The 20,908-nt window shown below is 70.6% G+C and carries 18 protein-coding genes; 12 read left to right on the top strand and 6 right to left on the bottom strand.

What is annotated here, in order from left to right:
* Positions 1-172: 172 nt before the first annotated feature.
* Together ACZ32T_RS21805 and ACZ32T_RS21800 are read right to left on the bottom strand one after the other, a co-directional pair.
* Positions 173-967, bottom strand: coding sequence for an alpha/beta fold hydrolase (locus ACZ32T_RS21805; protein ID WP_467269507.1), 795 nt, complete (start codon positions 965-967; stop codon positions 173-175).
* A gap of 28 nt (positions 968-995) precedes the next feature.
* The gene (locus tag ACZ32T_RS21800) at positions 996-1,955 is read right to left on the bottom strand and encodes a helix-turn-helix domain-containing protein (protein WP_467368441.1); all 960 of its coding nucleotides are present in this window, start codon (positions 1,953-1,955) and stop codon (positions 996-998) included.
* 129 nt (positions 1,956-2,084) lie between these two features.
* On the opposite strand from ACZ32T_RS21800, the gene ACZ32T_RS21795 reads away from it, so the two are divergent.
* Together ACZ32T_RS21795 and ACZ32T_RS21790 are read left to right on the top strand one after the other, a co-directional pair.
* A complete protein-coding gene (locus ACZ32T_RS21795; RefSeq protein WP_467368439.1) occupies positions 2,085-3,854 on the top strand; it encodes a glycoside hydrolase family 35 protein in 1,770 nt (589 codons plus the stop codon).
* A 171-nt stretch (positions 3,855-4,025) separates the two neighbouring features.
* A complete protein-coding gene (locus ACZ32T_RS21790) occupies positions 4,026-4,982 on the top strand; it encodes an SDR family NAD(P)-dependent oxidoreductase (protein WP_467368437.1) in 957 nt (318 codons plus the stop codon).
* Positions 4,983-5,082: 100 nt separating this feature from the next.
* Here the strand turns inward: ACZ32T_RS21790 and ACZ32T_RS21785 are convergent, their stop codons facing one another.
* Positions 5,083-8,151 carry an endo-alpha-N-acetylgalactosaminidase family protein gene (locus ACZ32T_RS21785; protein ID WP_467368435.1) on the bottom strand — a complete coding sequence of 1,023 codons (3,069 nt, stop codon included), beginning with the start codon at positions 8,149-8,151 and terminating at the stop codon, positions 5,083-5,085.
* Between the two features lie 307 nt (positions 8,152-8,458).
* Between ACZ32T_RS21785 and ACZ32T_RS21780 the strand changes: the two genes are divergently transcribed.
* The 4 genes from ACZ32T_RS21780 (at position 8,459) to ACZ32T_RS21765 (ending at position 10,713) form a co-directional block, all read left to right on the top strand.
* Complete coding sequence (locus ACZ32T_RS21780; RefSeq protein ID WP_467368433.1) at positions 8,459-8,872, top strand: phage holin family protein; 414 nt, start codon at positions 8,459-8,461, stop codon at positions 8,870-8,872.
* A complete protein-coding gene (locus tag ACZ32T_RS21775; RefSeq protein WP_467368431.1) occupies positions 8,869-9,348 on the top strand; it encodes a DUF3618 domain-containing protein in 480 nt (159 codons plus the stop codon). The genes ACZ32T_RS21780 and ACZ32T_RS21775 overlap by 4 nt, the downstream gene beginning before the upstream one ends.
* Positions 9,345-9,611 (top strand): DUF4235 domain-containing protein, encoded by a 267-nt coding sequence (locus ACZ32T_RS21770; RefSeq protein WP_356711177.1) that lies wholly within the window; start codon positions 9,345-9,347, stop codon positions 9,609-9,611. Before ACZ32T_RS21775 ends, ACZ32T_RS21770 begins: the two co-directional genes overlap by 4 nt.
* A 346-nt stretch (positions 9,612-9,957) precedes the next feature.
* Complete coding sequence (locus ACZ32T_RS21765; protein WP_467269492.1) at positions 9,958-10,713, top strand: hypothetical protein; 756 nt, start codon at positions 9,958-9,960, stop codon at positions 10,711-10,713.
* 84 nt (positions 10,714-10,797) lie between these two features.
* Here the strand turns inward: ACZ32T_RS21765 and ACZ32T_RS21760 are convergent, their stop codons facing one another.
* Entirely contained in the window at positions 10,798-11,676 is an 879-nt protein-coding gene (locus tag ACZ32T_RS21760; RefSeq protein WP_467269560.1) for a LysR family transcriptional regulator, read from the bottom strand.
* Positions 11,677-11,763: 87 nt separating this feature from the next.
* Between ACZ32T_RS21760 and ACZ32T_RS21755 the strand changes: the two genes are divergently transcribed.
* On the top strand, positions 11,764-12,489 hold the full coding sequence (locus tag ACZ32T_RS21755) for an SDR family oxidoreductase (RefSeq protein WP_467269491.1): 726 nt from the start codon (positions 11,764-11,766) through the stop codon (positions 12,487-12,489).
* Between the two features lie 331 nt (positions 12,490-12,820).
* Here the strand turns inward: ACZ32T_RS21755 and ACZ32T_RS21750 are convergent, their stop codons facing one another.
* Complete coding sequence (locus ACZ32T_RS21750; RefSeq protein WP_467269489.1) at positions 12,821-14,242, bottom strand: MFS transporter; 1,422 nt, start codon at positions 14,240-14,242, stop codon at positions 12,821-12,823.
* A 458-nt stretch (positions 14,243-14,700) separates the two neighbouring features.
* Positions 14,701-15,294 carry an isochorismatase family protein gene (locus ACZ32T_RS21745; protein WP_467368429.1) on the bottom strand — a complete coding sequence of 198 codons (594 nt, stop codon included), beginning with the start codon at positions 15,292-15,294 and terminating at the stop codon, positions 14,701-14,703.
* A gap of 504 nt (positions 15,295-15,798) precedes the next feature.
* Between ACZ32T_RS21745 and ACZ32T_RS21740 the strand changes: the two genes are divergently transcribed.
* From ACZ32T_RS21740 to ACZ32T_RS21720, 5 genes are read left to right on the top strand one after another with little or no spacing between them, the layout of a single operon-like run.
* Positions 15,799-16,512, top strand: a complete 714-nt coding sequence (locus ACZ32T_RS21740) for an urease subunit gamma (RefSeq protein WP_467269486.1) — start codon at positions 15,799-15,801, stop codon at positions 16,510-16,512.
* A 5-nt stretch (positions 16,513-16,517) separates the two neighbouring features.
* Positions 16,518-18,485: an urease subunit alpha gene (locus tag ACZ32T_RS21735; protein ID WP_467368426.1), complete on the top strand. Its 1,968-nt coding sequence runs from the start codon at positions 16,518-16,520 to the stop codon at positions 18,483-18,485.
* 48 nt (positions 18,486-18,533) lie between these two features.
* On the top strand, positions 18,534-19,208 hold the full coding sequence (locus ACZ32T_RS21730; RefSeq protein WP_467269482.1) for an urease accessory protein UreF: 675 nt from the start codon (positions 18,534-18,536) through the stop codon (positions 19,206-19,208).
* Between the two features lie 32 nt (positions 19,209-19,240).
* Entirely contained in the window at positions 19,241-19,942 is a 702-nt protein-coding gene (gene ureG / locus ACZ32T_RS21725; RefSeq protein WP_467368424.1) for an urease accessory protein UreG, read from the top strand.
* On the top strand, positions 19,939-20,772 hold the full coding sequence (locus ACZ32T_RS21720; protein WP_467269479.1) for an urease accessory protein UreD: 834 nt from the start codon (positions 19,939-19,941) through the stop codon (positions 20,770-20,772). The genes ureG and ACZ32T_RS21720 overlap by 4 nt, the downstream gene beginning before the upstream one ends.
* Positions 20,773-20,908 lie beyond the last annotated feature (136 nt).

Below are 20,908 nucleotides of genomic sequence, written 5' to 3'. Positions count from 1 at the left end.
GCGGTCGAGTCCGCCGTCGCGCGTGGCACTGCTGATCGTCATGTCGATGCGGCTCCTTGCGGGGGAAGTTGCCTCTTCGTCACGTTCGAAATCTCGTCGGGCGTCCGAAATCCTGCCGTGACGGTAGTGACGGGTGGTGACGGGTGTCAACGGTCGCGCGCAGGCGGGTTCTTCAGGGGGACGGCGGTGTCGGCGCGCGCAGGACGGGCATCATCGTCGCCACCTCGTCCTGGGCGAGATGGTCGAGGACCAGCCGGCCGACCAGGGCCGGCTTCTCCAGCGGCACCAGGTGGGAGGCGCCGGGGAGGACAGCCAGCTGCGCCCCCGGGATCGCGCGGTACAGGGCCGCCGTGTGCTCCAGCGTCATCAGGTCGTCGTCTCCCACCATGGTGAGGACGGGCGCCTCGATGCGGGCCAGGTCCCCGGTGGTGAGCGTCGGCTGGGTGCGCCACATGTCGGTCATCTTCGCCGCCACCACCGGCCAGTGGCCCGCGCCGTCGGGTGTGACGGCCTCGTACAGCTCCCGGAAGAACGCCAGGTCCTGCCCGTCCGGAGTCATCGCGTCGAGCATCGCCGGCTCGACGAAGCACTCGGGGCCGGGCCGGAAGTTCGCCCCGATCACCACGGCCTTGCGCACCAGGTCCGGGCGGGCGGCCGCGACGAGCAGCGCGACGACTCCCCCGTCGCTCCAGCCCACGAGATGCGCCGGCTCCCCCACGACCGTCTCCAGGAATGCCACCGTGTCGTCGGCCATGTCCTGGTAGGTGAGCGGCCCCTCGACATCCGGGGTGTGCCCGTGCGCGCGCCGCTCGGGCAGGAGGACACGATGGGCGCCGGCGAGGGCGGTGCGGAGCTCGCCCCAGGTCTCGTTGGTGCAGAAGCCGCCGTGCAGCAGGACCAGCGGGCTGCCGGTCCCCTCGGTCTCGTACCACGTCCTGACACCAGGAAGGTCCGCGTAGTCACCCATTGTCCCAGGCCCCTTCGGGCTGCTGTCCTCACTCGCCAGTCTGCGCCGTGCCCCTTGCGTCCGCCACACGGGACGGAGGGAGCACGGCCGGGCCGTCGGCGGGTGCGTGCTGGGCGGTGATGGTCGGGGGGTGCGCGGGATCCGGGATCCGGTCGCTCCAGCCGCCGGGGACCGCCCGGCCCTGCCGGCCGCGGAAACGGACGGGGGCCATGCCGACGCGGCGGGTGAAGAGGCGGGAGAAGTAGGCGGGGTCGTCGTAGCCGACGCGGCGGGCGACAGCGGCCACGGGGAGTTCGGTGGTGGCGAGGAGTTCCTTGGCCCGGCCGAGCCGGATGCCGAGGAGGTAGTCCTTGGGGCTGCATCCGGCGCCCCGGCGTACGGCGGTGCGCAGCTCGGCGGGGGTCATCCCGTGGCGGGAGGCGTGTTCGGCGACGGACAGGGGCTGGAAGGCGTCGCGGGCGAGGGCGTTGAGCACGGGGTCCCCGTCGGCTCCGACATCGGCGCGGGCGCGCCGCAGGGCGACGAGCAGTTCATGGACGGCGGCGCCGGTCTCGACTTCCAGGAGGGGGTTGCCGAGGCGGGCGGCGCGGGCGATCCGGCTCACGGCGGCGCGGGCGGACGCGGTGTCCGCGAGGGGGACGACCGGGCGGTCGGTCTCGATGTAGCCGAGTTCGGTATACGGGACGGTGGCCGGCCCGGTGAAGTCGACGAAGCTCTCGTCCCAGCCGGTGGCGGGATCGGGACCGTAGTGATGCGGGATGCCCGGTACGAGCCAGATCAGCGCGGGCGCCGTCACGGCGGTCCGTCCGCCGTCCGGGCGGCGGTACCAGCCACTGCCGGCGCTGATGACGACGGCGACGTGGTGGTCGAGGGTGCGGGGCCCGACGGCGGGCAGTGTGCCGTGTTGGAGGCCTACTCCGAGGCAGACCAGCCCCAGCTTGTGGTGGGTGGGGCTCGGCGTGAAATAGCGCATCCAGGTGTGGTACATCCGGTTCCGTCTCCTCCCCGTCCGGTCGGTCCGGCCTTCCGTTGTGTCCAAACAGAGCTGATCTTTGTCCATGGACCGCTCCGCCGCCAGAGGGTGAGGTGGGAAGCGGTGGAACGAGAGGCGGGGACCATGGCTGAGTTCACGGTGGGCGAGCGGGATTTCGAGCTGGACGGGCGGCCCGTACGGCTGTTGTCGGGTGCTCTGCACTATTTCCGGGTGCACGAGGGCCAGTGGGAGCACCGCCTGACGATGCTGCGTGCCATGGGTCTCAACTGTGTGGAGACGTACGTCCCGTGGAATCTGCACGAGCCGGAGCAGGGGCGCCACCGTGACGTGGAGGCGCTGGGCCGGTTCCTGGACGCGGCGGACGCGGCGGGGCTCTGGGCGATCGTGCGGCCGGGGCCGTACATCTGCGCGGAGTGGGAGAACGGCGGTCTGCCGCACTGGCTGACGGGGGCGCTGGGCAGCAGGGTGCGGACCCGCGACGCGGAGTACCTCGGGCACGTGGAGCGGTGGTTCCGGCGGCTGCTGCCGCAGGTGGTGCGGCGGGAGATCGGCCGGGGCGGCCCGGTGATCATGGTGCAGGTCGAGAACGAGTACGGCAGTTACGGCTCCGACCAGGTGTATCTGGGCCGTCTGACGGAGTTGCTGCGCGAGCTCGGTGTGACGGTTCCGCTGTTCACCTCCGACGGCCCGGAGGACCACATGCTGACGGGCGGTTCGGTGCCCGGGGTGCTGGCGACGGCGAACTTCGGCTCGGGGGCCCGGGAGGGGTTCGAGACGCTGCGGCGGCACCGCCCGGACGGACCGCTGATGTGCATGGAGTTCTGGTGCGGCTGGTTCGGGCACTGGGGCGGGGAGCCGGTGGTACGGGAGCCGGCCGACGCGGCTTCGGCGCTGGAGGAGATCCTCGGGTGCGGCGCGTCCGTCAACATCTACATGGCGCACGGCGGTACGAACTTCGGCGGCTGGTCGGGGGCGAACCGTGCCGGCGAGATGCACGGTGGGGAGCTCCAGCCGATCGTCACGTCGTACGACTACGGCGCCCCCGTCGACGAGTACGGCCGGCCCACGGAGAAGTTCTGGCTGTTCCGGGAGATCCTCGCGCGCTACCGCGAGGAGGGTGCCCAGCTGCCCGACGTGCCCGCTCCGCCCGCCGCACCGGCCGGCCCTGTGAGCGCCGAACTCGTGGAGTGGGCACCCCTGGGGGACGTCATGGACACCCTCGGTGGTCCGGAGGCCGGATGGGCGGTGCCGCCGACGTTCGAGGAGCTGGGAGTGGACCGGGGGGTGGTCCGCTACCGGGTGGAGGTGCCCGGGCCGCGTCCGCCGTACCCGCTGGGCGTGACCGGGCTCCGGGACCGGGCGGTGGTGTACGTCGACGGGGTGCGGGCGGGAGTGCTGGGCGGCGGAGCGGCCGAGGCCGGCTCGTACACGGCGCTGGAGGGGCCGGTGGCGGGTCCGGCGGAGGTGGAGCTGTGGGTGGAGTCGCTGGGGCGGGTCAACTACGGGCCGCGTCTCGCCGAGCCGAAGGGGATCACGGGGGGTGTGCTGCACGAGCGGCAGTACCTGCACGGTGTGCGGGCGCGGGGGCTCGCCCTGGACGCGTTCGAGGGCGCGGACGCACTGGGAGAGGTGCCCTTCAGGACTCCGCAGGAGGGCGCCGCGGGCCTGTTCCGGGGATCGTTCGACGTGCGCGGTCCGGGTGACGCGGGGCTGGCCCTGCCGGGGTGGGAGCGCGGCTTCGTCTGGGTGAACGGCTTCTGCCTGGGGCGCTACTGGAGCGCGGGGCCCCAGGTGTCGCTGTACGTTCCCGGGCCCTTGCTGCGGGAGGGGCTGAACGAGGTGTGGGTCCTGGAGCTGGAGCGCTCGGGTGACCGCCGGCTGACTATCGGCTGAGGCCGTGCCCGCGGAACGGTGCGACGGGGGCCCGCACCGCGTCCGGGGAGTGCAGGCCGCCAGGCGGGGCTGTCGGCGATCCGTAGGCGATGTGTCGGCGGCCCCTGGGACGGTGGGAACTGCCCGAGGGAGCAGCCGCAGTCTCCTTCGCGAACAAGGGAGCCCGTCGCCGTGTCGTTCACATCCTCCGTCCCGCCCTGGGACGTCCGGCGGCCGCCCGGCGCCGACGGCCGCGTCTTCCTGGTCACCGGCGGCAACGCCGGGATCGGGTACTTCGTCGGTGAGCAGTTGTCGGCGACCGGTGCCACCGTCGTCCTCGGGAGCCGGAGTCCGGCCAGGGCCGAGGCCGCCATGGCCACGATCCGCATGCGTGTCCCCGGCGCGCGGGTACGGGCTGTGCGACTGGACCTGGCCGACCTGTCGTCGCTCGGAACGGCGGTGGAGTCACTGGGGGTGGAGTGCCTCGACGCGGTGGTCCTCAACGCCGGCGTCGCGCTCGACGACCCGCCACGCGAGGAGACCGTGGACGGTCACGAGCTCATGTTCGGCACGAATCACCTCGGGCACTTCGCCCTGGCCCATGCGCTGATGCCGCTGCTGGCCGCCGCCCCGGCGGCCCGGGTCGTGACCATGGGCAGTTTCGCGGCGAAGTCCGAACGGCTCGACCTCGACGACCTGCAGTCCCGGAAGGACTACCGGCCCAGGCGGACCTACGGCCGCTCCAAGCTGGCACAGATGTACTTCGGCCTCGAACTCGACCGCCGTCTGCGTGCCGCCGGCAGCACGGTGTCGAGCGTGCTGGCCCATCCCGGCGGGGCGCTCGACTCCCTCACCCCCTCACGGCCCCCTGTCCATGTGCGGGCCACCGGCGCGCGGCTGGGCGCGGCGCCCGCCGCCCTTCTCCTTCAGGGCAAGGACGCCGGTGCGTGGCCCGCGGTCCGCGCGGTGCTCGATCCCGCGGTGTGCGGGGGCGAGCTGTGGGGGCCGCGCGTCTTCGGGCTGCGCGGTGAGCCCCGGCGTGAGGCGGTGTGGGCTCATCTCGCCGACCGCTCGGTCGCGGCGCGGTTGTGGGACGTGAGCTCTGCTCTGACCGGCGCGGGCCTGGGCACGGGCTGCGGACGCGGATGATTTCCGTGCACGAGGCCCGGCCCGCCGGCTGCGCGGCCGCGGTCGTCGGGGTCCGGCCGCCCCGCACCCTCGTGGGCGCCGGGCGCGGGGCGGCGGCCCGTCACACCTCCCGCACCTCGAAGGAGTCGAGGACGAACTCCGCCGTCCCGTCGTCACCGGTCCTGCGCAGACCGACCCAGGTCTCCCCCTCGGACGGCGCCGTGAACTCGTAACTCAGCACGGCCGGTGAGGTGGCCACGGGAAGGTCCTTGCGGTCGAGCTCGCGGGAGGCCGGTGCGTCGGCCCCGGTGATCCACGCGTACTGGCCGGCCTTCTCGTTCTCGTACCGGAAGGTGACCCGGTAGCGCCTGCCCGCCTCGAAGCGGACGGTGTGCTGGACGGTCCGGTAGACGAGGCCGTCGTTCTCGCCGCGCGACTTCAGCGACCGGGTTCCGTCGACGACGTCGTCGATGGCCTTGCCGTTCCAGCCGCGCTGGGTGAAGGGGGCGTGCCGCTGGGCGATGTGGGTGCGCGGATCCGTCGAGCCGCCCGCGTCGCCCTTGACGAACGGCCCCCAGCCCTGGGGCACGTGCTGGAAGTCCTCGAAGGCCACGGCTCCGGCCTTGGTGGTGCGCCGCGCCGCGACGATCCGCACGTTGTCGAAGCGGACCCTGGCGTCCCCGGCGTCGACGCGCAGGGTGAGGTCCACGGGCCCGCCGCCGTCCGGCACGGTGAAGTACGTGAACATGCGCTGGAAGCGGGTGTCGTGTTTGCGGTCCGCCGCGACGAGGTTGACGGCGGTGGAGGAGTCCGTCCAGTTCCCGGCCGTGGTGCCGTCGGCGGTGCGCACGGTGAGCGCGGCACGTCGCCGCTCCCCCGCCTTCTCCCCCACCTCCACCTGGACGGAGGCGGCGTAGGTGCCCGGTGCGAGGCGGGCGATCCGCTGGCCGACGGCCGCAGCGGGGCCGGCGCCGACGACCAGTTCGTAGTCGCCGAGGTCGCTGAGCTCGACCGACGCCGGACCGTCGACGTGCCAGCCCTCCAGGGAGCCCGAGTTGAAGCCGGGGTCGTGGAGGGGTGTCGCCTGCCCCCATCGCGGGTCACGGTTCGCGGGCATCCGGGTGCGGTGGACGACGTACGGCTGCTCCGCCTCGGCCTCGATGGTGACGCGGCCCGAGCGGACGGGCACCTCGCGGACGGACGTCCGTCCCTGGTCGGTGAGCCGGTGGACGTAGACCTTCGACCGTCCGGCCCAGCCGCGCGGCAGCCGCCAGGTGCTGCTGCCGCCCGCCGGGTTGTAGTGGTAGAGGCGGTCCGGGTCGGTGGCTTCGCGCGGCTCCCAGGGCAGCAGATAGCGTCCCCCCTCGTACACGACCCTGCTGTCCGTGATGATGCGGCGGGTGCCGTCGGTGTCGTCCACGGATGTCTTCGTCGGGCCGAAGAAGGTGATCTCGTGGGCGCCCCAGGTTCTGACCGGGTAGGCCTGGAGGTACTTGGCGGGCAGGCTGTCGGTCCAGATCTGCCGGTAGAAGGTGTTCCAGTCGGTCTTGTTGACCCAGCCCTCGAAGTTACCGGTGCGCGGTATCCCCAGGAGCGTCGGCCACTTGTCGGCGAAGACGTCCTTCTGGTGGTTGCGGATGAAGCGGATCAGCTGGGAGTTGATGCCCCGGGACGTGTCCGCGCCGTAGTCGGTCTCGGTGGCCCAGTGGGACCACAGGGCGGAGCGTTCGAGGCCGTGGCCCCACTCGGTGGTCACCTGCCAGCCCTGCTCACGCAAGGCCCTCTGGAGCCGGTCGGAGGTCCAGCCGGACTCGCGGAACACGTCGATGTAGAGCATGTTCAGGGCGGGGTCGGTCTCGTCCCTGAGGTCCTGGAAGCGCTTGATGATGTCGCCGGACACGAGATCTCGCCGCTGGTCGATGCGGTAGCTCTGGTCGAGCCAGTCCCACTGTTCGTCGCTCTTGTCCACGAGTGTCTCGGAGAACGCGTTCGCGACGGGGTAGGACTCGGTGGCGTTCACATGGACGCCGAAGTCGCTCCCCCAACCGCGCCCCTCTTTCACGAGCGTGTTGAGGTCCTTCAGGCCGCCCGCGCGTTCGTTGTGGTTGCCCGCATAGTCGGGGTGGGCCGAGTCGTGGCCCTCCGACTGGTACCCCTTGAGGAGCGTGTACTGGCGCAGGCCGTCGGTGGCGAGGGAGATCCGCTTGACGTTGTCGAGTGTCACGAGGAACGGGTTGGTGGCCTGGCTGGCGAAGTTGAACGGAATGTGCGGGACGACGCGCAGATGCTGCTCGTCGGCGCCCAGCGGGTCGACCATGATGTCGCGGAAGGCGATGGCGGCGTCCTGCCAGTCCACGACGCCGTCGCCGTTGCGGTCACCGGTGATGATCACCGTGGCGTACGGGAGCGGCTCGGTGGCGTCCGGCGGCGCGGTCGCGGCCCTGTGCGTCCACTGCCCGCAGGCGAGTTCGGCCTTGACGTAGCCGTCCTTCCTGACGGTCCGGCGCCACAGCCGGCCGTTCTCCCAGTTGGCGCCGGGCGCGCTGTCGGGCTTGTCGTACGTCGTGTTGGTCTCCAGGGCCCCACCGAGCCGGTCGTGGGCGACGACCGCGTACGCGCAGCCGGTCGGCGCGGCGTCGGGTGCGGTGTCCGGTGTGAGCGCGACCAGGGTGTCGCCGCTCGTGGCCTTGTCGAGCTGGATCCGGGCGGCGAGGAGCGCGGCGCCCGGCTGGTCGCTGCGTACGGACAGGAACGCCAGCGACGGGATCTGGAGCGTACCGACGCGCAGGTCCGGTGTGTCGGTGATCCTGGTGACCCGCCACTCGACCCGGCGGCCGGTGACGCGGATCTCGGCCCGGATCTCGGTGCCGCCGTCGAAGGCGAGGGTGTACGACGCCGTGTCCCGGCCGGAGCGTGAGGTGACCCGCGGGGTACGGGCGGTGCCGTCGATCAGCACGGAGGTGACGGGGTCCTCCTGACCGTGCAGTACGGCGCCCGCGGCACGGTCGGTGTACGAGACGATGCGCGGGAAGTCCGGATCGACGCGCACCTCCAGTTCGCGGGAGCGCAGCACGGTCTCCCGCTGTGCCGCGAACGCGGCGCCCGGGCCGGCGAGGGCCAGTCCGGCCCCCGCCAGTGCGGTGGTGGCCACCACGGTCCTGCGGCTCGGTCCGGGATCTTGTGCGTGCATGCTCGTTCTCCTGGCGCTGGACGGCATCTGTGCACGCCAAGATGCGCTGCCCGGGGTTGACGCGCCCATGGACAAAGGAGGGGCGGGTGTTGGACTAACGCGTGCGGCGCGGTCCGGACGCCCTTGCCGGTGGGACGGGTGCTGGAGCGGTTGTGGGGTAGTCGAGCCGAGACGTCCGCACACACGGCTCGACGAGGAGGTTCCGCATGGCGGCTCTACGCGGCCCACCGGTCCCGCCTCACCGGACGGACGGCGCCCTGGGCGGCCGATGTTTCCGACAGACCGAGGAAGGCAAGGTGACCTGGCCATGAGCACGGCAGAGCGGCAGACCGACCCCACCGACGACTCGTTGGGTGTCCTGGTCTCGCGCGCCTCGCAGCAGATATCGGAGCTGGTCCGCGAGGAAATGCGGCTGGCCCGGGCGGAGATGACCCAGAAGGGCAAGCGTTTCGGGAAGGGCGGCGGCCTCTTCGGCGCCGCGAGCCTCGTCGGCTTCCTGGCGGCCCAGGCGCTGGTGGCGACGTGCATCGTGGCTCTCGCACTGGTGCTGCCGCTGTGGGCGTCGGCTCTCGTCGTCACGGCGGTGCTGGCCGTGGCCGCGGGTGCGGCCGCACTGGCAGGGAAGAAGCAGATCGCCGAGGCCGGCTCCCCCGCCCCGGAGCAGACCGTCGGCAGCGTCAAGGCCGATCTGGCCGAGATCAAGGGAAAGGCACATCGATGAGCAAGGAATCCCGGACGAACATAGGAACTCCCGTCCCCGATGCCTCGAACCCCGAGGAGCTGCGCGAACAGGTCGAGCGCACCCGGGACGAACTCGGGCAGACCGTCGAGGCACTGGCGGCCAAGGCCGACGTCAAGGCACAGGCGAGGGAGAAGGCGGGCGCCGCGAAGGAACAGGCTGCGGAGAAGGCCGCCCTGGTGGCCGATCAGGTCCGCGGGAAGGCGGAGCAGGCCACGCGGCTCGTCAAGGACAAGACACCTGAACCCGTCCTGGAGAAGGCGGCCGAGGCCGCGTCCCACGTACGGGAGACCGCGACCCGGGCAGGACAGTACGCGGCGGACAAGGCACCCGACCCGCTGCTCGACAAGGCGGGCCGTGCCACGTCGTTCGCACGCGCCCACCGCAACCCGCTTCTCGCCGGTGGTGCGCTGCTCGCCGCCGTCCTGCTGGTGCGGCGCCGCCGGGGACGCCGATGAACGTGTCCAAGATCGCCTACAAGCCGGTCGGGATGGCCCTCGGCGCGGCGAGCGGCATGATCGCGGGTGCCGCGTTCAAGCAGACGTGGAAGATCATCGAGGGCGAGGGCGACGCACCCGATGCGACGGACGAAGACCGGTCCTGGCGGCAGATCCTGCTCGCCGCCGCGCTGCAGGGTGCCATCTTCGCCGTGGTCAAGGCGGCCGTCGACCGCTCGGGCGCCGTGGCCACGCGTCGCCTGACCGGCGTCTGGCCGGGCTGACCCGCCGCGGCGCGCCGGCCCCGTTCCGTGGAGGGCCGGCGCCGCCGGGCTCCTTCCACGCGGGTGGCGAGAGCGCCGGAGGGCCGTATCAGGCCGTCCTGACCGCAGGACCGGAGCCGCCCGGGTCGCCGGCCACCGCGTGCGCCCATCGGTCCGACGAGTCGAGGGCCGAGGTCAGGTCACCGCGGAGGGCGCGTTCCGTGACGCCGGTCGAGGGTCCAGGAGTACACGCGCCTCCGACCGGGCCTGAGGACCTGTCCACGTCCGCTCCTCGGCAGGAGTTGTCGGTGGCCGGTGCGATGCTGTCGCCGACGACTCCGCTCGCAGTGATCATTGAGAGGTTCCGATGACTGGACAGTCAGGGCCCGACCTGTCTCCGGTCGGCTTCGACACCGCTTGGTGCGCCACTGACCTCGGCGCGTACCGTGCCTGCCGGCACACCTACGAGCACTACTCCCTCGCGAGTCTGCCGCCGTTGGATACCAGCCGGTCAACGGGTGCCTTCGGATGGCTCGGAGATGTCGGCGCCCCCATCCCCCGGCAGGTCGTGAAGCTCACCGGCCTGGCAAGGGACCTGGCTGCCAGGGGCCTCACCCTGCCCCAGGATTTCGTCACGTACCAGACGACCGAGAATTTGTACGGCTCGCTGGACGAGGTCTCGGTGACCGGGTGCTGGACGAATCTTTCGGACCCGCTGCCCAGTCCGGTGGAGCCCGGTGCCTACCTGGTGCGGTTCCTCCGGGACCAGCAGGACTGCGTCATCTGGTACCTCTACCTCCGCCCTATGAGCGAGGCGTTCGTGGTGTACTCCCCCGTCGATTACGAGTCGGAGTACGAGGCGCGGCGGGACGGGGAAGAGACACAGACCGATCTCGAGGACGCGGAGAAGCAGAGGGCCGCGATCCTGTGGTGTGCGCCGTCCTTCGAGGAGTTCGCCCATCGGTTCTGGATCGAGAACCGCCTCTGGCATGCGGTCAACGGCGCCGAACTGCCCCGGCTCGAGCCGGGGCTGCAGGATTACTTGAACCACTACATGCCGCCTGGGAGCGCGGCACCTGCTCCTCAGGTGACCTGGCGCCGTTCTGTCCCCAGAGGTTGGTGACGATGCAGCTCTGGTCGGTCTCCCGTTGGCTTCGCGGAGTCCGGTGGCATGGCGAGCAGTCGCGTCGGACGAGCGGGCCGGCGTTCAACGCGCGGGTGCGGCCGGTGGGGTACCGCGTAGCCCGGCTGCGGCTCGGGCCAGCGCGGCGAGGGCCGGTGAGTGGTGGCCTGCCGGCCATGCGAGCACCGTCGTGATGTCCGGGGCGTCGACGACGGGCACCGCCACATGGTCGGGCCACTGCCAGGCGCGGCTGGAGGCAGGGATGACGAGCAGGGTCCTGCCGAGCGCGACGAGCTGAGCGAGCTGCGACTGGGTGTGTACCTCCGGCCCGGGGCCGTCGGGGTAGGAGCCGTCGAGCCGGGGCCATCGGGCGATGGGCAGGTCCGGCACGTTTCCGACGTCCGCGAGGGTGAGCTGGGCACGCGCGGCGAGCGGGTGTCCCGACGGGAGAAGGGCGACTTGGCCTTCGGTGCAGAGGTCTTCGGTATCGAACCCGGCGAGGTCGTCGACCGGCCGGTGCATGAGGGCCACGTCCGCGCGCCCGCTGCGCAGAAACCGTGCCTGCTCACCGACCTCGCACAGGACCACGTCGACCGGTGCCGTATCGGTGTCGGCTGCCGACGAGGCGAGGAGTCGTTCCAGCAGTTCGTGTGATGCGCCGGCTTTCGTCACCAGTACCAGTGGCCGCTGAAGATTTTCTGCCCGCCGGGTCCGGCGCGCGGCAGCCGCGACCGCATCGAGGGCCACCCGGGCTTCGCGCAGCAGGACTCCGCCAGCGCTGGTGAGGGCCACCCCTCGTCGGTCCCGGTCCAGGAGCTGGACGCCGAGCCGACGTTCCAGCTGCCGGATGGCGCGCGACAGCGGCGGCTGCGCGATCCCGAGCCGCTGGGCCGCGCGCCCGAAGTGCAGCTCCTCGGCAACCGCGACGAAGTACCGCAGCTCACGAGTCTCCAGGTCGTCCATGCGCATGCCCTATCCACCTTTTGATACCCGCCAGGTATCACAGCGTACTTGATCGATATTGGACGGAACGGATGCCGCACGCTGAGCATGGGCAGCGTGAACAACACCAAGACAGCGCTGATCACCGGCGCGAACAAGGGAATCGGCTTCGCCATCGCCCAGGGGCTCGGAGCCCTTGGCTTCACCGTCGCCGTGGGTGCGCGTGACGACGCCCGACGCAAGGAGGCCGTGCAGCGGTTGCACGCCGCAGGCATGGACGCGTTCGGAGTCGCCCTCGATGTCACCTCCGACGCCAGTGTCGCCGCAGCGGCGGCGAGCATCGAGAAGGAAGCCGGGCGACTCGACGTCCTCGTCAACAACGCAGGCATCTCCGGCCGGTTCGCGGACGGGGCGCAGGACCCCACGACCCTCGACCTCGACGTCCTGCGCACAGTCCTGGACACGAACGTGTTCGGGGTTGTACGGGTGACGAACACGATGCTCCCGCTGCTCAGCCGTGCCGCCTCGCCCCGGATCGTCAACATGTCGAGCAACATGGGCTCGTTGACGCTGCGGACCGGCCCGGTCATGGCCGCCTACGCACCCTCCAAGTCGATGCTCAACAGCGTCACAGCCCAGTACGCCCGCCAATTCGCTGACACGGACATCATCGTGAACCTGGCGTGCCCCGGGTATGTCGCAACCGACTTCACCGGATTCGCCGGGGAACGAACACCCGAGCAGGGCGCCGCGATCGCCCTTCGCCTCGCCACCCTGCCCGACGACGGCCCCCGAGGCGGCTTCTTCGACGACGAGGGAGCCGTCGCCTGGTGACTCTGCGCGCTCGAGAGCGCCGAGCCGGCAGTGGGCGCGCCACGCACCCGCCGGCGCGCGAGCCCACCCACGTTTTCCGGAGACACACCGCCCTGAACGGGCTGCCACCCGTCAGCCGCGTGCCTGACCTCTCGGGTCAGTACACCTGGCGCCTCTCGTCGAAAACCCGGACCAGGAGATCGCGACTCCCGACGGGAGCGGCTGTCTCGAGGCCACAGCGGCTTTCGCCGGTACGTACGACGGCAAGTGCTTGAAGCCGGCGGGGCGGCGCGACCGCCCCGCCGGTGACCTGCCGGGTCCGGCCGGGTGCCGTGGCAGGCCGGGGTCCGTTTCAGGCGGACGGGGCCTCGGTCCTGGCAAGCGTCGCGGGGACCTCGCCCTCGTCCAGGGCGACGTCCTTCGTCTCCTTGCCGATGAGGAGGGCGATCAGGGTGAGGACCGCCATCACGGAGAGGTACACGCCGACCAGCCACGGGGAGCCGTCGCCGGCCTCCCAGAGGGCGACCGCGACGAACGGGGCGACGGCCGCGCCGAGAATGGAACTGACGTTGTAGGCGATGCCGGAGCCGGTGTAGCGGACGCTGGTCGGGAAGAGCTCGGGGAGCATCGCGCCCATCGGGCCGAACGTCGTGCCCATCAGGGTGAAGCCGAGGACCAGCCAGAGGACCACGCCGAGCGTGCCCAGGTTGATCAGCGGCACCCAGACCAGGCCGAAGACGATGATGCCGGCGGTGACCCAGGCAAGGGTCTTACGGCGTCCGTACCTGTCCGCGAGCGGCCCCGAGATCAGGGTGAACGCCGCGAAGAACAGCACACCGAAGATCATCATCAGGACGAACGTGGTGTAGCTGTAACCGAGGCCGGGGACGTCCGCGTCCTCGGCCGCCCGGCCGTAGCTCAGCGAGAACGTCGTCATCAGATAGAAGAGGACGTACGTCGCCAGCATCGCGAAGCTGCCGAGGATCAACTGCTTCCAGTGGTGGCGGAAGACGGTGGCCAGTGGCAGCTTGCGGACCTTGCCGGTCTCCTGCGTCTTCGCGAAGACCTGCGACTCGACCAGGCGCATGCGTACCCACAGACCGATCGCGACCATGACAGCCGAGAACAGGAACGGGATCCGCCAGCCCCAGCTCTGGAAGGCGTCGGAGGGCTGCGAGGGGTCGGCGCCCGCGGCGGAGGGAAGCAGCGCGCCGATGATCAGGAAGAGGCCGTTGCCGATGATGAATCCGAGCGGGGCGCCCAGCTGCGGGAACGTGCCCCACAGAGCGCGCTTCCCGGCGGGTGCGTTCTCGGTGGCGACCAGGGCCGCGCCACTCCACTCGCCACCGAGTGCGAAGCCCTGGGCGAGCCGCATCAGCACCAGCAGCGCCGTGGCGACCCAGCCGACTTGCGCGTACGTCGGCAGAACCCCGATCAGGAAGGTGGCGATGCCCATCGTGAGCAGGGAGGCCACCAGGGTGCCCTTGCGGCCGAGACGGTCGCCGAGGTGGCCGAAGACGATCGCCCCGACCGGCCGGGCGACCATCGCCGCGCCGAAGACCGCGAAGGAGGAGAGCAGGGCTGTGGTCGGGTCGCTGCTCGGGAAGAAGAGTTTCGGGAAGATCAGAACCGCGGCGGTCGCGTAGACGTAGAAGTCGTAGAACTCGATCGTCGTGCCGATGAGGCTGGCAATCAGGACACGTGACCGCGAGTTGACGGGCGGTTCCTGCGACTGCGACGGGGCCTGGGCGGGCCCGGTGGTGGGAGCGTACATCTCTGGGACTTTCCCACGAGGGCGTAGTGCGGCCGTCGACGTAGAGGGCCGACGGTCCCGCACGGCGGCGCAGGTCCCCCTCGTGGCAAGGCCGCGTTACCGGTGCGGGCGCGACAACGCTCTCACGCATCTCACGGAGCGGTTGACCATTGTCCAGGATGTGGGACGACCGGAGCCCGTCGCGGTTCGGTCCCGACCGGGGAGCCCCCTGCCGTCGGGCGTGGTCCACCTGCCGAAAAGCCTCTTCATGGGCAATACGAATAGACGGTGCCGCCGGATATGAGGCGGTGGGTATGCGCGATGCTGCTCGTGAGCTGCTCGACGGGGGCGCAGCCGGAGCCATCGGCGACTGCTCTGCGGACGATGCCGCTGCGCCCGACGTGCGTCCCGCCGCCGGCTTTCGGCAACACGACGCACCCGTCGATTCGGCCCGCTGCCGGCGGGTCTGCCGTGAAGCGCTACTGCGGTACGGGGGCTTCTCCGGATACGACGATGCCCGCCTCACGGAAGTCGTCCAGGGTCGAGGCGACCGTGTCGGGGGCGACGCCGACGGAGTAGTCCAGGCGTACGTGCGCGCGCAGGCCGGCCTTCACCGCGTCCAGCGCGGTGGCGCGCACGCAGTGGTCAGTTGCGATGCCCACCACATCGACCTCCTCCACTCCGCGGGCGCGCAGCCAGTCCGCCAGGGACGTGCCCTGCTCGTCGGCGCCTTCGAAGCCGCTCTTGGAGGAGCTGTGGGCGCCCTTGAAGAAGACGGCGTCGACCTTGCCGCCGGAGGCGGCGGGAGCGAAGTGCGGATGGAACTCCCCGCCCTCGTCACCTGCCACACAGTGCACGGGAAAGCTGTCCTTGAAGTCCGGGTTCTCGGAGAAGTGACTTCCCGGGTCGATGTGGTGGTCACGGGTGGCCACGACGTACTGGTAGTCCCGTCCCGCGCTCCGTTCCACCAAGTCGGCGATCTTCGTCGCGATCTGCGCTCCGCCCGCGACGGGAACGCTGCCTCCTTCACAGAAGTCGTTCTGCACGTCTACGACGATCAAACCTCGGCTCATCGACGAGCCCCCTTCACCAACGTCTTGGAACAGCGGTCAGGACTACTGAGAGATCTCACGGCCCCCGGGCACGGAACGCGGCGGCACGGCGGCATCCTCCCGTGTTGTACCAGCCATCAAGTCGCCGGATCATGCCCGACGACCGCCTTTCACCCTCACAGACGCAGACGTTCACCGCAGGAACGGTTCGCGGGCCCCTGTCGGGCTCACGGCGGACGCGACGGGCCTGCCGGAGCCCGGAGTTGCCGGCCGTCAGCTCCCCAGCCTCATGATCACTCATCCGGGTTCCATGTGATCGGTGACAGGGTTGTGACCCCGCCCGACGTGATCATGTTGGTTCCACGTCGAGTCGGGGTTTCACGGCCGAGGACTACATCCGTGCTGCGCCAGGAGCACCGGGTGCAGCGTCATGGTGTCTTCCCGGACGGTGGATGTGCGTGGCCACACCCCGACTCACAGCCCAGCACAGGAGTCCTGGGCGGGAGCGAACGCAGGGAATTGACTGTGCACCTGACCCCACACGAGCAGGAACGCCTGATGATCCACGTGGCGGCGGACGTCGCCGGGAGACGGCGAGACCGCGGCGTGCGGCTGAACTACCCGGAAGCGATGGCGCTGTTGATCGTTCACGTGCTCGAAGGGGCCAGGGACGGCAGGACCGTCGCCGAGCTGATGTCGTCCGGACGCAAGGTCCTGTCACGGGAGGACGTCATGGAGGGCGTCCCGGAGATGATCGAGAACGTGCAGGTGGAGGCGACGTTTCCCGACGGGACGAAGCTGGTCACGATCCACGGTCCGTTTCCTGAAGCAGGCGAGGACGAAGAGTCGGCCGTCTCGCCGGGGCGGGTGGACTTCTCCTCCCGCAAGGGGGACGAGGTGGTCATCTTCAACGAACGCCACAGGCAGCTCGACCAGGTCACGAGGCTGACCGTCGAGAACCCGACCGACCGCCCCATCCAGGTCGGCTCCCATTACCACTTCGCCGAAGCCAACGACGGGCTCTCGTTCCCCCGCAGGAAGGCGTGGGGCCTGCGTCTGAACGTTCCCGCCGGCAGCTCCGTGCGTTTCGAACCCGGCATCACCGAAGAGGTCGAGCTCGTACCCATCGAGGGTCACCGCGTGGTGCACGGCCTGCGTGACAAGGTCCGGGGCCTGCCCGAGAAGGTCAAGGGATCGCTCGACAACGTCAAGGGTTCGTTCGACAAGGAAGAGGTGTGAATCCCATGGCACAGTGCCCGGACTGTTCGTGCTGCCAGGACGAGCCGAAGCCTTCCGACCCGTTGACCCGCGCCGCCTACGCGGACCGGTTCGGCCCGACGACGCGTGACTGCATCCGCCTCGCCGACACCGCGCTACGGATCAAGATCGAGGACGACTGGTCGGGAGGTCCCGGACGCAGCGGCAACGAGATGGTCTTCGGGGGCGGAAAGGTGATCCGCGAGTCGATGGGCCAGTCCGTCGTCCCGCGTGACCCGGGTAAGGCCCGGCCCGGCAAGTCCTCGGCCACCGTCGGTACGGTGCCCCCGGACACGGTCATCACCGGCGTGGTGGTCCTGGACCACTGGGGCGTCGTCAAGGCGGACGTCGCCATCCGGGACGGGAACATCGTCGCGCTCGGCAAGGCGTACAACCCGGAGACGATGGACCCTCTGCACGAAGAGGGGACCAGTCACAACGGCATCGGTCCCAGGCCCGTCGACTTCGTCATCGGTCCGGACACCGAGGTCATCGCGGGCAAGGGCCGGATCCTCACCGCGGGCGGCATCGACACCCATGTCCACTTCATCTGCCCCGACCAGATCGACGAGGCGCTCGCCTCCGGTGTCACCACGCTCATCGGCGGCGGGACGGGTCCGGCGGAGGGGAGCACGGCCACCACTGTCACTCCGGGCTCGTGGCACATCGACCGCATGTTTGAGGCGCTGGACGGATTCCCGGTGAACATCGGACTGCTCGGCAAGGGCGCGACCATGTCGAAGGAGTCCATGCTGGACCAGGTGGACGCCGGTGTCATCGGACTGAAGATCCACGAGGACTGGGGCGCGACCCCCGCCGTCATCAAGAACTGCCTGGAGGTCTGCAAGGAGACCGGGGTACAGCTCGCCCTGCACGCCGACTCGTTGAACGAGGCGGGCTTCGTCCAGGACACCATCGACGCGATCGACGGCCGGTCCATCCACATCTTTCATGTCGAGGGTGCCGGCGGCGGCCACGCCCCGGACATGATCAAGATGGTGAGCGAGCCGAACGTGCTGCCCGCGTCCACCAACCCCACCCGGCCGCTGACCGTCAACACGGTCAAGGAGCACTTCGACATGGTGATGGTCTGTCATCACCTCAACCCGAAGGTCGAGGAGGACCTGGCCTTCGCGGACTCGCGGATCCGGCCCTCCACCATGGCCGCCGAGGACATCCTCCACGACCTCGGCGCCATCTCGATCATGTCCTCGGACGCCCAGGCCATGGGCCGCATCGGCGAAATGATCATGCGTACCTGGCAGACCGCACACGTCATGAAGGTCCGCCGCGGCTTCCTGGAGGAGGACCAGACCCGGGACAAGCCGGATGCCGGGCCGAGGAACGGTAAGGCCGGGACACCGGCAGACACGACCCCGCAGGCAGAGCCGCCCTTGGCCGACAACCGGCGCGCCCGGCGGTACGTCGCGAAGTACACCATCAACCCGGCCCTCGCCCAGGGCATCGGCGCCGTCGTCGGGTCGGTCGAGACCGGGAAGCTGGCCGACCTGGTGCTGTGGGAGCCGAAGTTCTTCGGCGTCAAGCCTCACATGGTCATCAAGGGCGGGCAGATCGCGTACGCGCAGGTAGGGGACGCCAACGCGTCGATCCCCACCCCGCAGCCGGTACTGCCCCGCCCGATGTGGGGAGCCACCGGTCTGGCGCCTGGCTCCCTCTCCTACAACTTCGTCACCGAGCGGGCCGTCAAGAACGGGGTGGCCAAGGGCCGCAAGCTGAACAAACGGTTCAGGGCCATCACGGACACGCGCCCGGTCAGAAAGGCCGACATGAAGGAGAACAGCGCCACTCCCGCCGTCCGGATCGACCCCGACACCTACGAGGTCGTCGTCGGAGGGGCGAAGGTGACCGACGTGACGACGTTCGTCGACGGTCACATCGTCGACCGCGCCTACGTCTCCGAACTCCCCATGGCCCAACGCTACTTCCTCTTCTGAGTCCGCCTGAACCACGCAAGCCGAACCGCCACAGGCAGAGGAGTGAGAATGAACCGTGCCGCGCTGCTCGTGCTGGCTGACGGGAGGTTCCCCGCCGGAGGTCACGCCCATTCGGGCGGGGCCGAACCGGCGGTCGCGGCCGGCCGGATCAGGGATGCCGAGTCCCTGGAGGATTTCTGCCGGGGCCGGCTGCACACGGCCGGGCTGGCCGCGGCGGCGCTGGCCGCCGCAGCCGCGGCCGGGCACGACCCACTGGCCCTGGACAGGGCCGCCGACGCCCGCACCCCGGTGGCGGCCCTGCGGGACACCGCCCGGAAGCTGGGCCGGCAGTTGATGCGGGCGGCGCGTGCCACATGGCCCTCGGCCGAGCTCGACGCGCTCGCCGCGGCCCGGCCTCGAGGAGCTCACCAGCCGGTGGTGCTGGGTGTGGCCGCCAGGTCGGCCGGGCTCGAACCGCTGGACGCCGCCTATGCGGCGGTGTACGAGACCGTCAGCGGGCCGGCCACGGCGACGGTGCGGCTGCTCAGCCTCGACCCGTTCGACGCCACCACGGTGCTCGCCCGCCTCGTCCCGGAGCTCGACCGCGTCGCTGCGACCGCCACGGCCACAGCGCGTCGGGTCACCGAAGAGGGGATCGACGTACTGCCCGCAGCCTCGGCGCCGCTGCTGGACATCAGCGCGCAGCAGCACGCCACCCGGTCGGCCCGCCTTTTCGCCTCCTGATCACCCACCACGAGAAACACGCGAGGAAACGCATGCACCTCGGCCACGAACTCGACGAGAAGTTCCCCCACCGGCACACCTACAGCGCCCCTGCCACCGAGCGCCCCGACGGAACCCGCCGCGCCCTGCGCATCGGGCTCGGCGGACCTGTGGGATCGGGAAAGACCGCCACCGTCGCAGCCCTGTGCCGGACACTGCGCACCGAAGTGTCCATCGCCGTGGTCACCAACGACATCTACACCCGCGAGGATGCCGACTTCCTGCTCCGGGAAGCGGTCCTGCCGCCCGAGCGGATCAAGGCCGTCGAAACGGGGGCCTGCCCGCACACCGCCATCCGCGACGACATCTCCGCCAATCTCGAAGCCGTCGAGGACCTGGAGGAGACGATCGGCTCCCTCGACCTGATCCTGGTGGAGTCCGGCGGCGACAACCTCACCGCCACCTTCTCCAAGGGACTGGTGGACAGCCAGATCTTCATCATCGATGTGGCCGGCGGCGACGACATCCCTCGCAAGGGCGGCCCCGGCGTCACCACTGCGGACCTCCTCGTCGTCAACAAGACCGACCTCGCCCCCTACGTCGGTTCCGACGTGGACGCCATGGCCCACGACGCCAGGACCCAGCGCGGTGACCTCCCGGTCGCCTTCACCTCCCTCAAGGAGGAGGGCGGTGTCAAACCGGTCGCCGACTGGGTCCGCGAGCGCCTCACCGACTGGTCCGCGGGCCCCGCATGACCCCCACCATCGCGCCTGCCCCGCCGACCGGCTGCAGCACGGCCGCCACGGGCGTACGGGCCACCGCCCGTGTCACCGCCGCCGCCAGGGCCGGCGTCACCGTCCTGCCCGTCCTGGACGGCGACGGCCCTTTCGAATTCCGGCGTCTACGTTCACGGGGCACCGAGGCGCGGGTGTGCGTCGTCGGGGCCATGAGCGCCCCCCTCGGCGGCGACCGTCTGCGCATCGAAGCCACAGCCCGACAGGGCGCCTCCCTGCATATCACCTCCGCGGCTGCGACTCTCGCCCTGAGAGGCCCCACCAGCGCGCACGCCACCTACGACGTGCACCTGACCGTCGGGGACCATGCGGTACTCCGCTGGCTGCCCAAACCGTTGATCAGCGCGGCCGGCAGCAATCTGCGGCAGACGTGGACCATCGACCTCGCCCCCACCGCGAGGCTCGTCCTGCGCGAAGAACAGGTACTCGGACGCATGGGCGAACCACCCGGCCGTGTGGCAACCCGTCTCACCGTCCGTCGCGGCGGCCACGTGCTCCTCGACCAGGAAGCGGACTACGGGCCGGGGGCACCCGGATGGGACTCCCCTGCTGTTCTCGGCCACCATCGAGCGACCGGCCAGGTCCTTCTCGTCGACCCTGACTTCGAGAAGAGCCCGCTTGAGCCCCAGGCCCTCACCGAGTTCCCGGAGCACGGTCAAGCCGTTCTCACCCCACTCGCCGGGCCCGCGGCGCTCATCACCGCCCTCGCCCCGGACGGCCTCCGGCTGCGCCACATCCTCGATGCCGCCTATGCGACCAGCGCTGACACCTCGAACCGCGCAAGGGAATAGGACAAGCCACCGCACAGGACAAGCCCCCGCCCCTCCAGCACAGCCAGTCACCGCGCTCGCCGGTCCTGGTCCCGGGCCGACTGGCCAGCAGGAACCAGCGGCTCCATGCAAGGGGCCGTCCTCGCCCCCACCCGCG

It is taken from the genome of Streptomyces sp. NPDC023573, from assembly GCF_055559735.1.
This window is presented reverse-complemented; position numbering and strand designations above follow the sequence as displayed.

Bases quoted from the DNA above. Each gene is read 5' to 3' on its own strand.
- ACZ32T_RS21805 (WP_467269507.1), bottom strand. From the start codon at position 967: ATGGGTGACTACGCGGACCTTCCTGGTGTCAGGACGTGGTACGAGACC.
- ACZ32T_RS21800 (WP_467368441.1), bottom strand. From the start codon at position 1,955: ATGTACCACACCTGGATGCGCTATTTCACGCCGAGCCCCACCCACCAC.
- ACZ32T_RS21795 (WP_467368439.1), top strand. From the start codon at position 2,085: ATGGCTGAGTTCACGGTGGGCGAGCGGGATTTCGAGCTGGACGGGCGG.
- ACZ32T_RS21785 (WP_467368435.1), bottom strand. From the start codon at position 8,151: ATGCACGCACAAGATCCCGGACCGAGCCGCAGGACCGTGGTGGCCACC.
- ACZ32T_RS21780 (WP_467368433.1), top strand. From the start codon at position 8,459: ATGAGCACGGCAGAGCGGCAGACCGACCCCACCGACGACTCGTTGGGT.
- ACZ32T_RS21775 (WP_467368431.1), top strand. From the start codon at position 8,869: ATGAGCAAGGAATCCCGGACGAACATAGGAACTCCCGTCCCCGATGCC.
- ACZ32T_RS21770 (WP_356711177.1), top strand. From the start codon at position 9,345: ATGAACGTGTCCAAGATCGCCTACAAGCCGGTCGGGATGGCCCTCGGC.
- ACZ32T_RS21765 (WP_467269492.1), top strand. From the start codon at position 9,958: ATGACTGGACAGTCAGGGCCCGACCTGTCTCCGGTCGGCTTCGACACC.
- ACZ32T_RS21760 (WP_467269560.1), bottom strand. From the start codon at position 11,676: ATGGACGACCTGGAGACTCGTGAGCTGCGGTACTTCGTCGCGGTTGCC.
- ACZ32T_RS21755 (WP_467269491.1), top strand. From the start codon at position 11,764: ATGGGCAGCGTGAACAACACCAAGACAGCGCTGATCACCGGCGCGAAC.
- ACZ32T_RS21750 (WP_467269489.1), bottom strand. From the start codon at position 14,242: ATGTACGCTCCCACCACCGGGCCCGCCCAGGCCCCGTCGCAGTCGCAG.
- ACZ32T_RS21745 (WP_467368429.1), bottom strand. From the start codon at position 15,294: ATGAGCCGAGGTTTGATCGTCGTAGACGTGCAGAACGACTTCTGTGAA.
- ACZ32T_RS21735 (WP_467368426.1), top strand. From the start codon at position 16,518: ATGGCACAGTGCCCGGACTGTTCGTGCTGCCAGGACGAGCCGAAGCCT.
- ACZ32T_RS21730 (WP_467269482.1), top strand. From the start codon at position 18,534: ATGAACCGTGCCGCGCTGCTCGTGCTGGCTGACGGGAGGTTCCCCGCC.
- ureG (WP_467368424.1), top strand. From the start codon at position 19,241: ATGCACCTCGGCCACGAACTCGACGAGAAGTTCCCCCACCGGCACACC.
- ACZ32T_RS21720 (WP_467269479.1), top strand. From the start codon at position 19,939: ATGACCCCCACCATCGCGCCTGCCCCGCCGACCGGCTGCAGCACGGCC.